At 41.3% G+C, this 15,889-nt stretch carries 11 protein-coding genes and 1 tRNA gene; 7 read left to right on the forward strand and 5 right to left on the reverse strand.

Annotated features, from left to right (window positions below; all coding sequences use genetic code 11):
- Positions 1-32: 32 nt before the first annotated feature.
- The 5 genes from H6G92_RS01905 to H6G92_RS01925 all read right to left on the reverse strand — a co-directional run bounded on the left by H6G92_RS01905 (position 33) and on the right by H6G92_RS01925 (position 5,076).
- Positions 33-1,169, reverse strand: coding sequence for a citrate synthase (locus H6G92_RS01905; RefSeq protein ID WP_190890182.1), 1,137 nt, complete (start codon positions 1,167-1,169; stop codon positions 33-35).
- Between the two features lie 108 nt (positions 1,170-1,277).
- Positions 1,278-1,772 carry a phosphohistidine phosphatase SixA gene (sixA, locus tag H6G92_RS01910; protein ID WP_190890183.1) on the reverse strand — a complete coding sequence of 165 codons (495 nt, stop codon included), beginning with the start codon at positions 1,770-1,772 and terminating at the stop codon, positions 1,278-1,280.
- A gap of 372 nt (positions 1,773-2,144) precedes the next feature.
- Positions 2,145-2,351, reverse strand: a complete 207-nt coding sequence (locus tag H6G92_RS01915) for a DUF29 family protein (RefSeq protein ID WP_242059031.1) — start codon at positions 2,349-2,351, stop codon at positions 2,145-2,147.
- A gap of 241 nt (positions 2,352-2,592) precedes the next feature.
- Positions 2,593-3,876: a DHH family phosphoesterase gene (locus tag H6G92_RS01920; RefSeq protein WP_190890184.1), complete on the reverse strand. Its 1,284-nt coding sequence runs from the start codon at positions 3,874-3,876 to the stop codon at positions 2,593-2,595.
- 702 nt (positions 3,877-4,578) lie between these two features.
- On the reverse strand, positions 4,579-5,076 hold the full coding sequence (locus H6G92_RS01925) for an HNH endonuclease (RefSeq protein WP_190890185.1): 498 nt from the start codon (positions 5,074-5,076) through the stop codon (positions 4,579-4,581).
- 288 nt (positions 5,077-5,364) lie between these two features.
- On the opposite strand from H6G92_RS01925, the gene alr reads away from it, so the two are divergent.
- The 7 genes from alr (at position 5,365) to H6G92_RS01960 (ending at position 15,762) form a co-directional block, all read left to right on the forward strand.
- Entirely contained in the window at positions 5,365-6,552 is a 1,188-nt protein-coding gene (alr, locus tag H6G92_RS01930) for an alanine racemase (protein ID WP_190890186.1), read from the forward strand.
- Positions 6,553-6,642: 90 nt separating this feature from the next.
- Positions 6,643-6,724, forward strand: a tRNA-Leu gene (locus H6G92_RS01935).
- Between the two features lie 1,016 nt (positions 6,725-7,740).
- Positions 7,741-8,808 (forward strand): response regulator, encoded by a 1,068-nt coding sequence (locus H6G92_RS01940; protein ID WP_190890187.1) that lies wholly within the window; start codon positions 7,741-7,743, stop codon positions 8,806-8,808.
- Between the two features lie 62 nt (positions 8,809-8,870).
- On the forward strand, positions 8,871-9,248 hold the full coding sequence (locus H6G92_RS01945) for a response regulator transcription factor (RefSeq protein WP_190890190.1): 378 nt from the start codon (positions 8,871-8,873) through the stop codon (positions 9,246-9,248).
- Between the two features lie 4 nt (positions 9,249-9,252).
- Entirely contained in the window at positions 9,253-9,750 is a 498-nt protein-coding gene (locus H6G92_RS01950) for a chemotaxis protein CheW (protein WP_190890193.1), read from the forward strand.
- Positions 9,751-9,812: 62 nt separating this feature from the next.
- A complete protein-coding gene (locus tag H6G92_RS01955) occupies positions 9,813-12,641 on the forward strand; it encodes a methyl-accepting chemotaxis protein (RefSeq protein WP_190890195.1) in 2,829 nt (942 codons plus the stop codon).
- Positions 12,642-12,726: 85 nt separating this feature from the next.
- Entirely contained in the window at positions 12,727-15,762 is a 3,036-nt protein-coding gene (locus H6G92_RS01960) for a hybrid sensor histidine kinase/response regulator (protein WP_190890196.1), read from the forward strand.
- Positions 15,763-15,889 lie beyond the last annotated feature (127 nt).

Genomic DNA, 15,889 nt, shown 5'->3' on the forward strand with positions numbered 1-15,889 from the left:
AAATCTAAAATCCAAAATTGCTTGACTGCCAGTTAACGTTGTTCAATGGGGGTATAAGTAACTTCGTGCCGACCGTTGTAAACCTGGGTAGGACGGAAAATCCGGTTTTCTGCTAGTTGTTCTTTCCAGTGGGCTAGCCAACCGGCAACGCGAGCGATCGCAAATATTGGCGTAAACAAGTCTGTGGGAATACCCATCTTCCTGTACACCAAACCTGAGTAAAAGTCAATATTGGGATAAATCCCTTTGCTACCGAGTTTTTCTCCTACCACTCGTTCCATTTCTTGAGCAACGTCATAGAACTTGTCATAGCCAAACTTTTCAAACAGTTGCTCTGCTAGTCCTTGTAAAATTATGGCTCGTGGATCTTTCACTTTATACACACGATGTCCAAAGCCCATAATCTTAGATTTAGTTTGCAGACAATGCTCTATGTAGGGACGGACATTTTCCACAGTGCCAATTTTTTCCAACATCTGAATTACTTCTTCATTGGCTCCACCATGCAGGGGTCCTCCCAAGGTTCCCACGGCACTAGCAACCACAGCGTAAGGATCAGTCAAGGTGGAAGCTGTCACCCTGGCACTGAAGGTGGAAGCATTCATTGTATGCTCAACCTGAAGTATCAAGCAGATATCAAAAATCCGCGCCATCAGAGGATCGGGTTCTTGCTCATTGAGCATGTAAAGAAAGTTGGCGGAGTAGTCTAAGTCATCACGGGGACGCACCGGGTCATTGCCTTTTCGCATCAGTTGGAACGCCGCCACCATCGTGGGAATGGTTGCTATCAGGCGCACCACCGAATCTCGAATGTAAGCAGGATTATGTAAATCCCGGAGCGAATAAAACAAGCCTAAAGCAGCAGCAGAGGCTTGCAGCGCATCCATTGGGTGACCGCTTTCTGGAAAGCATTTCATCATGTCCCGAATGCGGTACTTTATTCGTCTGTGGTAACGAACTTCATGCTCAAATGTTTCCAGTTCTTCCTTGCTTGGCAGTTCGCCCCAGATTAAGAGATAAGCAGTTTCTAGGAATGTACTTTTTTCTGCTAGTTCTTCAATCCGGATGCCACGATATTCTAGTATTCCCTTTTGCCCATCAACATAGCTGATACTTGATTGAGCGGCGGGAATGCCTTCTAAACCAGGCTTGTATTCGCACACCATCATGGCAACACCATTCGCTTTGTGAAATATCTGATCAAGCTAACTTACCAGAAATTTATTGTCGCCATAACAGTAGCCGTTCTAACAACAATAGAAAATGTTGAAAAACTGTTATAGCAGGTACTTGGGTGGTGTCAACCAAAACATCTGACTACGACCCAGAGGAGAACCTGTTTCTGGTAGTTTTATCCCAATCATACCTGCTTTTTTCAAGACTAAGCTTTCTTTGACTTCTCCCCATAGGAGAATTTCTGCCCAATTGGTCAAATCAGGTTCGTGTCCAACCAGCGCCAGTTGGGTATTTTGGGAATAATTTCTTGGCTCTAACCAGTCTTTTAGCCAACTAGAAATTTGACCATCATGGGCGAGGTGGCTAGATTCCTCTAACTGGGAGCTTAGTTTTTCTGATATGAGGATATCAGCCGTTTGGCGGGCCCGCACTAAGGGGCTGGTGAGAATCAAATCAAAGCTTAAACCCAATTTAACAAGTTTCTGAGCAACTTTCTCCGTTTTTTGCCTTCCTTCTTTGGTAAGGCTGCGCTCCTCATCCTTGATGCCTAATCCCTTGTCTTCGGCGATGCCATGACGAATTAAGTATAGTTCCATACTTTGAATTTTTTAGCGTAGCCCTTGCTTAGTTAGGATTTACGTCTGGTGTTAATTAACCTATCCTAATCTTAATCATTATTACTACGTATTCATTAATCTCTCATTTGTCCGGTATAACGCGAAGTTTCGATAACTCTTACTGGATCATTTTTGATACCTCTCAACAAAAAATGAAGATGATTTTGAATTATTCAACAGCAGGACACCATTTACACTGATCAAACCTCTGTTTCAAATACTCCTGTTTGGGATGGCAAATTTTTTCTTCTGGAACTCGTAATTTGATCCCCTCAAGTATTCGATACTCAGTGATTTTAAGAATAGGGGAAATATGAACCATCATTGTTTTTGGATTAATGGCAATGAGATTTAAGTCAAATAAGGTATGCATAACCTGAACGCACTCTGCAAGGCATGCTGTTGACTCTTACCCAAGTCCACGACTTCCTCAATTAAGTGTTCTAAATCCAGCGTGTCCCACTGATGGGATTGTAAAAGCTCTGCTGTCTGTTCTACCCACGCACAAAAATCTTGCTCATACAGAGTTTGTAACATTTGGAGTTCTATAGACTTCATGACGCTTCTTTTTAGCAAATAAAATAGGTAGGCGCGATTTAATTTTATTTGTGCCTACCTACTTAACATTAAGCATGAACTACATCCTCAATCAGTTCAGCCTCTGTGAAAAGATCAAAATTCCCGACTTTTCTCAAAAGTCGGGAAATATGTTTATCACAAATGACTTAGGGATGCTATCTGACCAAACATTTTGACTGCTACATGAGTTAGGAGTTTTCCCCATCTCCTTAATCTCTTTCTACTCCGACTGAATCGGGTTATCTCTGGGATTAACCAACCTCAGCAGTTTTTGTTTAATTTGAGCATCGAATACTTCCCATTTCATTTTCGCATAGGCAGAATTTTCGTTGCTGCCAGATAAGAAGCCCATCGGAATTTCAAAGCCGCCTGCGCTTGTTCTTCCACCGCCGAAAAAGCGCCCTGCACTATCTTGTCCAAAGGCTTCTTTGATGAATTCATCAGGATCAAGGGTGAGTTTGGTGGTTCTCAAGGAGCCGATGACTATTTCTAGTTCATCGTCTTCATCGTGAACAATGCCATAAACTACGGCGGTGTGGACGTTTTCTTCAGTGACGAGAAAATCAGCCGCTTGGGGGATGGCATCGCGGTCATCGTAACGTAAGTAACCAACACCAGCAATGGAAAAGTTATTTTGGACGATGCGATTTTTTAGCGATCGCTCGATCACATCCATTACCCGCTTGGAACGGTTCGCCTGTAAAATGGCGTTTAGCAGTTGAGCATCATAAAATCGGCTTAAATACGCCGCTGCCATAAAGTCTTCTTCTTGCGCTTGCATGAGCCGATTTGTATCAGATCGCAAGCCGTGCATCAAGGCAGTGGCGCATTTGACGTGTTGATTTATGCTGGTATCTAATGCCAGTAATCCCGTCTGGAGGTACTGGGTAAAAATTGTTGCTGTTGCTCTTACATAAGGGCGGATATCCTCAAACTCTGAGTGGAGATCACCTTGTATACTGTGATGATCAACTAGTACCACTAGGGGAATTCCAGCTTGCTGCACCGCTGACAGTAGCTGTGAAGTGGTTCCCTGGTTATCAATTAGTACAAAACCTTGATAAGATGACAAATCTTTGGTTTTCAACGTTTGCGGTGTCCAACGTTGGATTGGTAAGTTAGTTAGCCTTACCAAAGCAATATTTTCTTGATGGCTCAACGCACCAGCATAAATTATTTCACATTTGATATCATATTGCTGGGCGATTAACTGATAAGTCCAAGCACAGGAAAGGGCATCAGGGTCAGGAAAATCTTGCAGAATTACCAGTTGGCGATCGTGCCGATGTGCCAAAAGAGTTTTTTGCAGTTCTTCTGACTTTTGTTGTGCCAGCGAATTACCACGCTGACTGAGATATATAGCCCCATCACCTACCGATGGCGGTAATGACGGACTCTTAAATGCAACTTCCACTGGCGCTTTCTCGATTTCAGGTTCCTCTGGGTTTGGCTCTGTGGTCAATGACAAACTCTCAAACTGAGTAACGGGCGAATTCAAGTACATAGGGAACTTTTTTAAAGTGTGAGGCTCCTTTAATTCAGAAATACTACGATCAGCAATTCACTGAATTTAGCCACATTATTCTGATCTTCGCAAAAATTTCAAGACATTGCACTATACATCTAAGTATATTTTTTGTCAGTAACAGCGCTTAACAATAAACTAAATTCCATGAGAGTGCGTATAGGTGCTGGAGGCAAAGAAGTTTAGTATATCGGGCTGTATCTGACAGCATAAATTTCTTTTAGGAGCTTTTTTCTCGTCCTTTGATTGAATCAACTGAATTTTTATCTGGCTTAGGGTATATTTTCTATTTTATATTTTAGAATTAGTCCTTGATATTTGAAATATTCTTATGCTTAATATTCTCATCATTGTGACTATTGAGCAAATCAATTAATAATTATTTTTAATCAACAACGCGTGTTTAGTATCCCCTTTGAAAATTCTGATAATTCTGATAATTTAGAGCGAGCCTAGTGGAAGAAGGCAGAAGCCAGGAAAGATGAGGAGCAAGGGGGAAACCCATACACAAATGTAGAAGCATTGAGCATTGACGGATTGTGCCTGTCTACGAGACGCACTCGCCTTCGTTGCAAGCCATATAGCCGACAATTTTTAAACGCTCCATAACTAAAGTTATTGGTTATGTCCCAAAGCAAGAGGTTATTTTTTCTTTCCCCCTTTGCTCCTCTGCTTTTTTGCTCAAAGACCTATAACATATTTTTGCCACTCTGTGTGCAGTCCACTCTTAAGATGTTTGCTGACTTCAAAATAGAGGCTGCTATAAGGTTGGCGTGGGGGATGACGCAAAGGCATATGAGCTTCGTGGGGAGTGCGACTGCCTTTTTTGACATTGCAACGGACACAAGCGGTCACAATATTCTCCCAGCTATCGCCCCCGCCGCGCGATCGCGGTATTACATGGTCTAGAGTCAACTCATCCCCTGTGTAACCACAGTATTGACAGGCATGACCATCACGGTGCAATATATTTCGACGAGTCAGAGGAATTTCTTTATAAGGAACACGCACGTAATGACGTAACCGGATTACGGTCGGCAACGGAAAATCCGAGTATAGGAATTTACCGTTGTGTTCCACGTGTTCTGCTTTGCCCTTAATTAACAGAACCACAGCACGACGCCAACTCGTTATATTGAGAGGTTCGTAAGAGGCGTTTAAGACTAAAACCTTCCCCATTTATCTGCGCTCAGGGTATTAGTTTTACACTAAGTTTTACATATATTAACACAAATCTACCCTGTTAGGGTGATGAGAATAAATTATACTTTCGGGAGAATTCGGAAATTAAGTTATGAGTTTAAACTTATAAATTCACAACTTTTAACTTTTACTTTACTATCGCAATATCTTGTATCAATTCCAATATGAAGGGTAAACTTCCTATTTAATCTGATCTCGCTTTTATGAGCGTGTATAGATAGATAACTTGGAAGTTTAGCCGTGGTGGGATAGGAGTCAGTACAAATGTTAAGTCGCAAACAAATCCCTGGTGTAGTTCCTAATCAGCAGTGCGACCCCTACGCGTGGTTTTCGCAACGAGCTTGGGTAGAAATTGATTTAGGGGCGTTGTCGTACAATATACAGCAATTGGTACAGTTTTTATCGCCAGGTACCCAGTTGATGGCAGTAGTAAAAGCCGATGCGTATGGACATGGAGCGGTAACAGTCGCCCAAACTGTAATTCAATCGGGAGCTAGTTGGCTGGGAGTCGCTACAGTACCAGAAGCAATTCAATTACGAGAAGGCGGGATTCAAGCACCCATTTTGATTTTAGGGGCAACTCATACACCAGAGCAGATTCATGCGATCGCACATTGGAAACTTCAGCCCACACTCTGTAGTCCTAAACAAGCTTTGGTATTTTCCGATATCCTAGAATCCATTAATCATGGTTCTCCAGTGCCCGTACACATCAAATTAGACACGGGAATGTCTAGGTTGGGAACCGATTGGCGGCAAGCTGGCGAATTTGTGCAATTAGTGCAGCGGTTACCACATCTTTCTATTGCCAGTATTTATTCTCATTTGGCAACAGCAGATGATCCTGATCCGACGGCAATGGAAGAACAGCATAAACGATTTGAGGAAGCGATCGCTCAAATCAAAGCAATGGGAATTGAACCGCCCTGCTTGCATTTGGCAAACTCAGCGGCTGCACTAACAGATTCGGCATTGCACTACGACATTGTGCGAGTAGGTTTAGCTGTTTACGGACTTTACCCAGCCCCGCATTTACAAAATGCAATCGACCTCAAGCCCGTTTTGCAACTTAAAGCACGAGTCACCCAAGTCAAAACAATTGCCCCAGGAACTGGTGTCAGCTACGGTCATAAATTTATTGCCCCGCGTGAACTTCGCCTCGCTGTCGTGGGAATTGGCTATGCTGACGGTGTGCCTCGTAATCTTTCGAACAAAATGCAGGCGTTAATTCGCGGTCAGCGGGTTTCGCAAATCGGGACAATTACAATGGATCAATTGATGCTGGATGTGAGTGCTATACCCAATATCCAAGAAGGGGAAGTAGTAACCTTGCTAGGCGAACAGGGAAAAGAACAAATTTCAGCGGACGATTGGGCAGAACAATTAAACACTATTTCTTGGGAAATTCTCTGTGGGTTTAAGCATCGTCTGCCTCGTGTTGCAGTTATGTAATTGGGTATGGGGCATAGGAAATTAATTTTTCCCTTGTCCCTCATTCTCTATTCCCATAAATAATTTCTTATGGTATGATAGTAAACTGATGCGGATGTGGCGGAATTGGCAGACGCGCTAGATTTAGGTTCTAGTTCCGAAAGGAGTGAAGGTTCAAGTCCTTTCATCCGCACTTTTAACAAATTGAATTGCCTTATCTAGGCTGGTAACTATCCTTGAGTTAAAACTTCAAGGATAGTTACCAGCCTATTTAAATTTTACCTAAATAAGACTTACGCATAAAAGATCCTCTTTTTAAGGAGGAGTGCGCTACGAGAACGAAGTTTCAGGTTTTAAATGCGTAAGTCCTGCTAAATAAAAATATGTTTAGCCAGCATAGTTTCAAATATAAAGAACGTGGATTTAATAATCTACAATTTTCGTAGGTAGGGTGCATTAGGAGTATAACGTACCATTCCAAGTGCTTTTAGTGGATTATGCTGTCGCTACAAAAAATAACTTTTACATTCTCTTTAATCGACATTTTTAAGTTTAAGCTCATCCCACCTCTAAAAGGGGATGGGATAACACGTGCATACTGATAACTGATGACGGTTGACAGTTAACAGTCATCAGTCAACAGTTAACGGCGAGGCGGCTATCCCGAACACCCTTTGTTTGCACAGCGTCTCGTAGAGAAGAAGTGGGCTTCCCGCCGCCTTGGTGAATATTAAAAAATTAATTTATTATTATCAATAAATCAGTATTATTGCTGTGGTCAACTTGAAGTTACTCAATGCAAAGTGGCTTCATTATAGTCCTTAGTTGGTTAAAGACTGGGTTTTACTTAAGTGTAAATACAGAAGTTCAAATATATTACTATTTACAAAATCAGTATTATTCCTGTGGTCAGATTGGGGTTACTCAATGGAAAGTGGCTTCATCTAGTCTTGACATTTTTATGTCTTATTCTCCGAAGATGTCTGTAAATCTCAGTAACAGGAAGTAAATTAATAATAATTTACGAATTTACTGAGATTTGATCTTTGAAAATAACGCTGTTTTCGTTGAGTTTCAACACAAACCCTAGATATAAACTGATGTACCTAAACATACAAAAGTTTAATATTTTTTACCTGATTTCAATTGTGAAATCACTTTGTATGAAATTAGCTTACACGTATCGAATTTAGCTGAAGTAAAAGCAAAATGAGCACAACTCCTATAGGTAGCTACAGGTTGTTCCAGAAACTACATCCGCTATCTCTGTTGGCACAATTAACCAGTCGGCGTGCTACAGGGTGCTTAAACATATTTACTGGAATAGTTTCTTGGTCAATTTATCTAGAGGACGGTAAACTTACTTATGCCTCCTATTCAGATAAACTGTTTGAGCGGCTTGACAGTCACTTGCGACGCTTGAGCCAGCAAATTCCAGCTCTCAACAGCGCCACTCGCGTGCAGATGCGGCTGATGTTTGAGACGAAGAATGAACATCAATCAATACCAAATGCAGATTACCAAGCTATTTGTTGGTTAGTAAATCAGGATTATATTACTTCTGTACAAGCAGGAAGCCTGATAGACGAATTGGCAAAAGAAGTACTGGAATCATTTCTGTGTTTAAAAGAAGGTAGCTATGAATTCAGCCCGGAAAGCTCTTTGGATAAACTACCAAAATTCTGCCGCCTGGATTTGCGGTTACTTGTTGAACATTGTCAAAAGCAGTTACGAAATCGGCAAAATATCCAGTCATCAATACCGGCTGGTGGGAGTTCCCAAGTTTTGTCTAAAACACAACCATCTCAAGTTCAGCCACAACTGCAAATAAAACTTGGGCAAAAGTTACCGATACCAATCAATTTTGATATTTCTGAGAATAATAAAACTACTCAGCCAACTGTTAGCAAAAAACTATATACAATTGCCTGCATTGATGATAGCCAAACAGTTTTGAATTCCATCAAACACTTTTTGGATGAAAACACATTTTCTGTTGTAATGATCAATGATCCAGTAAAAGCTTTAATGCAAATTCTTCGGAGTAAGCCCGATCTGATTTTGCTAGATGTTGAAATGCCAAGTTTAGATGGCTACGAACTATGTTCCTTATTACGGAAACATTCAGCTTTTAAAAATACACCGATCATTATGGTGACTGGTAGAACAGGATTTATCGACAGAGCAAAGGCTAAAATGGTCAGGTCATCAGGATATTTGACTAAGCCTTTCACCCAATCAGAATTGCTAAAAATGGTTTTTAAGCATCTTGGTTGATTTAAACAAGGCAAATAAAAATAACAAAATATGTTTAATTTATTTTTTTAGGAGATTTAATAGTGAGCCTGACTTTGCTTGGCACGATTCTGATTGTAGAAGATTCTCCCAGTGAATTGGAATTAATGAGCCATTATCTCAAAGAGAGTGGTTATAACGTAATTAAAGCAAGTGGTGCGAAAGAGGGTTTAGAAAAAGCTGTGTTAGAAAAACCAGATGCGATCGTTACTGATGTAGTAATGCCAGAAATGAGTGGATTTGAATTATGTCGTTATTTGAGAAGAAATCCGATTACTGCAAAAGTGCCGATTGTAGTTTGTAGTTCCAAAAATCAAGAAATTGATCGTTTATGGGCGATGAGACAAGGTGCAGATGCCTATATCACTAAACCTTACACCCGCGAACATCTCCTACGTACTATTAAATCAGTGGTAATTTGAATCAATGACTAGTAACAACATTACACTTCCTTCAAAACCAACCCAAAATAACTTAGCAGACGGTTATCTGAAGTTTCAGCTAAATCAACAGACTGCTGCTGTTTTATCAATGAAACATACGCAAGAGGCAATTCTTGTACCTGTTGAATCTATTACCTCAATGCCCAATATGCCCTCCTGCATATTAGGATTAATGAATTGGCGCAGTCGGATAATTTGGGTAGTTGATTTGCCAAGAATGCTCAATTTAGAATCTATAGATTATCGACTGCGGCAGTACAATGCGATCATTATCCAAGTGGAATCATTGGTGTTGGGCTTAGTTGTCCAAGAAATAAAAGGTACAACTAAATTCATGGCTGATGATATTCATTCTCCTATAGGACAAGTGGCATCCAGTTTAGTTCCTTATTTATGTGGCTGCGTTGTGCAACAAGAAGAAATATTACTGGTATTAGATGCACAAGCAATTGTACAGTCTTCTATTCTCCGCAGTGATTAGGGTCTATTACTAAAAAAAGGATTTTTAGTGTTCTTATTCACATAGTTAGGAGAACTACTTTTATGTTTCATAAAACCAACACGAATCAAGGGAGTGGTGCTCAAAATCGAGCATCCCTGATTTCATCCCAAAAAATTACTGGTAGCGTAGTAAAGCTACCAACTAAGACTACTACTGAAAAGGCTAATAATTCTTCTCTAAATCAGGCTATTGGCTCTTTTACAAGGCTGGGATTGGTTAAGAAAGCGACTATTTTAGCGATCGCAATCGGTACAATACCAGTATTGGGCATCGGCGCGATCGCTTTTAGTTTTGCCAATAAATCGATTACTAAGCAAATTACTCAATCTCAACAAGCCGAAGCCATTGATTTAAGTGATAAAGTTAACCGCTTCATGCTGGGACGCTACGCAGATATTCAGGTAATATCAAACTTGCTATTTTTGACAAGTCCCCAAGCTAGTGTCAGTATCACTACTCAGCAAAAACAAGCAGTTCTAGATCGAGTTGTCGAAGCCTACAAAGCTTATGACAGTGTTGCTGTTTTTGATCGCCAAGGTAACTTAATTGTGCAGTCCACAGGCGAACCACTAGAAAACCAAAAAGACCGTACTTATTTTCAAGACACTTTGCAAAAAGATACTCTTGTTATCAGTAAGCCAGAAGCAGCAAAAAATACTGGTGTAGTGAGTATTTATCTAGCTACACCTGTGAAAGAGACAAGGACGGGCCAAACTATTGGTGTGCTAAGAGCGCGTATGCCCGTAAAATCTTTAGAGGAAGTAGTCAAAAACTATGTAGCCAATGGGCAACAATACCATTTGCTCGATGCTTCGGGAACAGTTTTCTTGAGTCCACAAAAGGAATTATTGGGGAAAGAGGCAAAGGAAGAGTATTCTAGTTTACCCAAACTGCTTGCAGCTAAAAAGCCAAATAGTTTTATAGAAGTTCCCAAAATTTATAAAAAACAAGAACTAGTCAGCTACGTCCCAGCTAGTACGCTAGAAGGCTTACCAGATTTAAACTGGCAGGTACTTTTATCCACAGACACAGCAACTGTATTTGAGCCGCAAAGACAATTATTGTGGATTATAGCCATCGGCACAGCAGTGACAGCATTGATTGTAGCTGCGATCGCATCTCGGTTAGCTAAACTGACTACACAGCCAATTCTCAATGCGACTGCGGCATTAGCAAAGCTTGGTCAAGGTAAATTCAATACCCGTCTGGAAATCGAAAGAGAAGACGAATTAGGGTTATTGAGTGCAAATATCAACCAGATGGCCGAACAATTGCAGGTCTTAGTTAAGGAACAAGAAGTAGACGTTGAAGGGGCAAAATTACTAGCAGATATTACCCTACGAATTCGGAAAATTCTCAAAACTGAAGATATCTATCACGCAGCAGTGAAAGAAGTTCACCGAGTGCTAAAAACAGACCGGGTAATCATTTATAGTCTGAATCCAGATACTTGGGATGGCGTTGTTGTTGCTGAATCGGTAACTGGTAATTGGCCGGAAATGCTCGGAGTGCAAATTAACGACCCCTATTTTCGGGAACGTTATGTAGAAGCTTATCACGATGGACAGGTGCAAGCAGTTGCCAACATTCATCAAGACCAAAGCCTGAAAAATGCCAACGGTTACATCCAACTTTTGGAAAAATTTGCTGTCAAAGGTAATTTGATCGTACCGATTCTTGCCCAAGAGCAACTTTTAGGCTTATTAATTGCTCATCATTGCGAAACTCCTCGTGTTTGGCAACAGCCGGAAATTGACTTGTTTCAACAGATAGCAACTCAAGTTGGCTATGCCTTAGAACAAGCCAAGTTATTAGAGGAGATAGAGCAATCTAGGAATTTTGCCGTAACGGGTTCAGATGAAGAACAGCAAGAAAAAGAAACACTGCAACAACAACTTTTACAACTACTCAACGACGTAGAAGGTGCAGCCAGAGGCGACTTGACAGTGCGTGCAGACGTAACCGCTGGGGAAATAGGTACTGTTGCCGACTTTTTCAACTCCATTGTGGAAAGCCTCCGGGATATTGTTACCCAAGTTAAACAAGCTGCTATCCATGTGAATAGTGCCATTGGCTCTAACGAAGGAGCCATTCGCCATCTAGCAGAAGAAGCACTCACCCAAGCTGCCGAAATCAACCGCACCCTCGATGCTGTTGACCAAATGACCCAATCCATGAAAGCCGTAGCCGAAAGCGCCGAAAAAGCTGCTTTCATTGCCAACAATGCTGCTCACACCGCCACCAAGAGTGGACACGCGATGGATTTGACAGTACAAAATATCCTGTCTTTGCGGGAAACTGTGGGTGAAACTGCTAAGAAAGTGAAACGTTTGGGAGAATCTTCGCAACAAATTTCTCGCGTGGTTTCCTTGATTAACCAAATCGCTATTCAAACTAACTTGCTTGCGATTAACGCCGGTATTGAAGCAGCGCGTGCGGGTGAAGAAGGTCAAGGTTTTGCCGTAGTGGCTGAAGAAGTCGGCGAACTAGCAGTCAGGAGTGCCGCAGCAACCCAAGAAATTGAACAAATTGTTGAAAATATCCAACGCGAAACCAGTGAAGTAGTGCAAGCAATGGAAATAGGAACCACCCAAGTGGTAGAAGGGACTCGAATTGTGGAGGAGGCTAAACAAAGTCTGAGTCAAATTTTGGATGTATCGTGTCAAATTGACTCCTTGGTGCAGTCAATTTCTACTGCAACTGCATCTCAGGTTGAAACATCACAAAGTGTTAGCCAATTAATGAAAGATATCGCTGCCATATCACAACGCACTAGCGATTCTTCTCGCCAAGTTTCCGAATCTCTGCAACAAACTGTGGAGATTTCCCAGCAGTTGCAAGAGACTGTCGAGGCTTTCAAAGTTAGTTAGTGGTCATCTGTCAGTTGTTTGTTTTTCACTACTTACTACTGACAAATGACAAATGACAAATGACAAATGACTATTAACAAAAACCATGTTACAAGACAAAGAACTAGAAATCCAGATGCAGTTTCTGGAAGAAGCAACTGAATACTTGAATACCTTAGAATCGGTATTGTTGGAAATCGATACTACTAATCGCATCGATTTAGATAAAATCAATGCTGCACTCCGCGCCACTCATTCTATCAAAGGTGGTGCGGGGATGATGGGATTTAGATCGCTAAGTGATTTATCTCACCGTCTGGAAGATTCCTTTAAAGTTTTAAAAACTAAAAAAAATTCGTTAGAAATTGATACTCAGTTGCAAAGTTTATTGCTATCTGGAGTTGACTGGCTGCGTCAAATTGTAGAATTGCTTGCAGAAGGAAATGTTGTTGAAGATGCGTGGTTAGCAACCTTCTGTTACCCAATTTTTGATGAGTTGCACGATCGCTTGGGTGACCCCACCCCTGAGGATGCCTCAACTATGCTGTCCCCAGAAGATGGCCAAGACGTTATCCCCTTGCTATTTGGCACAGAAGTAGAAGAGTGTTTACAGCGTCTAGAATCTGTATTGGCAGATAGCGAACAGTCCGGTTTGCATGAAGAAGTTGTGATCATGGCAGCTGAATTGGGTGGTTTAGGGGAAATGCTCCAGTTGGCAGCTTTTACCAAGCTTTGTGAGTCAGTAACACAGCAATTGGAAACTGTTACTAGCTCGCGCATTCCCGAAATTGCCCAGTTAGCATTGCAAGCATGGCGGCGATCGCAAGCTTTGGTGCTGACGAATCAATTAGATAACTTGCCTACAGAACTTGATTTTGGTAGTTATACGCAATCCCAGCTACTATTACCAGCAGAAGTAATACCACAGTTTATCGCCACAGACACAGAAGCAGTGTCAACATCTGTTTGGCAACCAGAAAACATTAGGGAAAATTGGACTAATGATGAAGCGTTGGTGCAGCCCACCGCAGGTATCGCGGCTAATTTTACATTTGTGGATGCAGAATTTGCCGATGACGTAAATGCTGTCAATGTCACCGAGCACAATACAATATTTGCTAAAGAAAATAATTCTCCAGATGCCAGATTTGGTGAAGGCAAAGGAGAACAAAATGGCGTTGCTAAAGAGAGGGAAATTCATGAAAATAGCGTTCGAGTTCCTAGCAAACAATTAGAGCAAATTAATGATTTATTTGGCGAACTAATTGTTCAGCGGAATGGGTTAAACTCCCAACTAGAAAGATTACGCAAACTCGTTCGTAACCTTAACCAACGAGTCCAAGTTCTCGACCGCGAAAATCAGGAATTACGTATAGTCTACGACAAAATTTCCACTCAAGCTTCCATGTCTACTGAAGTGCGGGTGCAAGATAAAAATAGCCACCAAACACAAGGTATAGAAAGGGAATTTGATGCCTTAGAGATGGATCGCTATAACGATTTAAACCTGCGATCGCAGGAAGTTATGGAAACCATTGTTCAGGTACAGGAAGTTACAACTGATGTACAACTCAGTGTAGATGATACAGACCAAATTGCTCGTAAACTAAATAAAACATCGAAACAGTTACAGACAAAACTAAATCATATCAGGATGCGGCCGCTGTCCGATTTAGTCGAACGTTTTCCTAGAGCTTTGCGCGATTTAAATGTAGAGTATGGGAAAAATGTCCAGTTAAAAATTGAAGGTGGCAACACTTTAATTGAACGCAGCATTTTAGAAGCATTAAACGAACCTTTAATGCACCTATTAAGGAACGCCTTCGATCATGGTATTGAAGACTCAGCCACCCGCCGCCTTTTGGGTAAGCCAGAACAAGGATTGATTGAAATTACAGCTACTCACCGCAGTAATCGTACCCTCATTACTATCCGTGATGATGGTTGGGGCATTTCTCTGGAGAAAATTCGCACCCGCGCTCTAGCTATGGGATTAGATGCTTCTCTACTCGCTAATGCTAGTGATGAAGAACTGTTATCACTAATTTTTGAACCAGGTTTTACCACCTCCGAGCAAGTGACAGCATTATCTGGCCGCGGTGTTGGTATGGATGTGGTTCGCAATAACCTCAAACTGATTCGAGGAGATGTCAAAGTTGATACGGAACCAGGGGTTGGTACTACCTTCACCCTATCAGTTCCATTTACACTTTCCGTTGCGCGAGTTCTGCTGGTAGAAATCAACAAAATCCTATTGGCATTTCCCACAGATGTCATTTCAGAAATATCTTTACTCCAAGACGAGCGAGTTTTCCAAATGGCAGGTAGCGAAGTTCTAAATTGGCAAGGAACCATGCTACCACTGATTCGCCTGACTCGCTACTTAGAGTTTAATTGCCTGCGCTACGATAGCCCAGAGTTGGAGACTCCAGCCGCAATTAATGCTAACAGCGTGTTAGTAGTCAAAGGTAATAATCAGCCAGTAGCTATCCAAATAGACCGTTGCTGGGGTGAACAGGAAGTTGCTATTCGCCAAGTTGAGGGAAATATACCTTTACCTGAAGGCTTCAGCAACTGCACAATTCTCGGTGATGGTCGAGTAGTGCCACTAGTTAATGTTAATGAGTTGCTGTATTGGATTGCTACAAATCGGCGGACTCCCAGAGGTACTCAATTACCATCAGCAAGGTTAAAGACACCGTTCCTCATATTTGATGAAGAGAAAATATCAGCAGCATCTGTTAAGCAGAAAGGCACAATTTTAATCGTAGATGATTCAATTAATGTTCGCCGCTTTTTAGCTCTGACCCTTGAAAAAGGAGGATATCAAGTAGAGCAAGCTAAAGATGGTCAAGATGCTTTAGAAAAACTCCATAGTGGATTGAGAGTTGAAGCAGTAATTTGTGATATTGAAATGCCTCGCCTTGATGGTTATGGCTTTTTAGGTAAGGTAAATTCAGATGTTGATACAAAAAATATTCCAGTTGCAATGCTGACTTCTCGTAGTAGCAATAAACATCGACAACTCGCTATGCAATTAGGGGCGCGGGCTTACTTTTCTAAACCTTATAATGAGCAAGAATTACTCCAAACGCTGGAGGAAATAATTCGCACTGTAGCGCAAAAGGCAGCTTCTAATTAATAATTCATAATTATGTTTCAGATATTTTCGTAGGGTGTTTTACAGCAAAGGCTAACGCTCTAGTACAGCACGGCGTAAATCAACGAAACGTTTATGCATATTTATTTTGGCTTTTGATTTTTGACTT

The organism is Nostoc foliaceum FACHB-393 (assembly GCF_014698505.1).
GTDB classification, from domain to species: Bacteria; Cyanobacteriota; Cyanobacteriia; order Cyanobacteriales; family Nostocaceae; genus Nostoc; species Nostoc foliaceum_A.

Bases quoted from the DNA above. Each gene is read 5' to 3' on its own strand.
- H6G92_RS01905 (WP_190890182.1), bottom strand. From the start codon at position 1,169: ATGATGGTGTGCGAATACAAGCCTGGTTTAGAAGGCATTCCCGCCGCT.
- sixA (WP_190890183.1), bottom strand. From the start codon at position 1,772: ATGGAACTATACTTAATTCGTCATGGCATCGCCGAAGACAAGGGATTA.
- H6G92_RS01915 (WP_242059031.1), bottom strand. From the start codon at position 2,351: ATGAAGTCTATAGAACTCCAAATGTTACAAACTCTGTATGAGCAAGAT.
- H6G92_RS01920 (WP_190890184.1), bottom strand. From the start codon at position 3,876: ATGTACTTGAATTCGCCCGTTACTCAGTTTGAGAGTTTGTCATTGACC.
- H6G92_RS01925 (WP_190890185.1), bottom strand. From the start codon at position 5,076: ATGGGGAAGGTTTTAGTCTTAAACGCCTCTTACGAACCTCTCAATATA.
- alr (WP_190890186.1), top strand. From the start codon at position 5,365: ATGTTAAGTCGCAAACAAATCCCTGGTGTAGTTCCTAATCAGCAGTGC.
- H6G92_RS01940 (WP_190890187.1), top strand. From the start codon at position 7,741: ATGAGCACAACTCCTATAGGTAGCTACAGGTTGTTCCAGAAACTACAT.
- H6G92_RS01950 (WP_190890193.1), top strand. From the start codon at position 9,253: ATGACTAGTAACAACATTACACTTCCTTCAAAACCAACCCAAAATAAC.
- H6G92_RS01955 (WP_190890195.1), top strand. From the start codon at position 9,813: ATGTTTCATAAAACCAACACGAATCAAGGGAGTGGTGCTCAAAATCGA.
- H6G92_RS01960 (WP_190890196.1), top strand. From the start codon at position 12,727: ATGTTACAAGACAAAGAACTAGAAATCCAGATGCAGTTTCTGGAAGAA.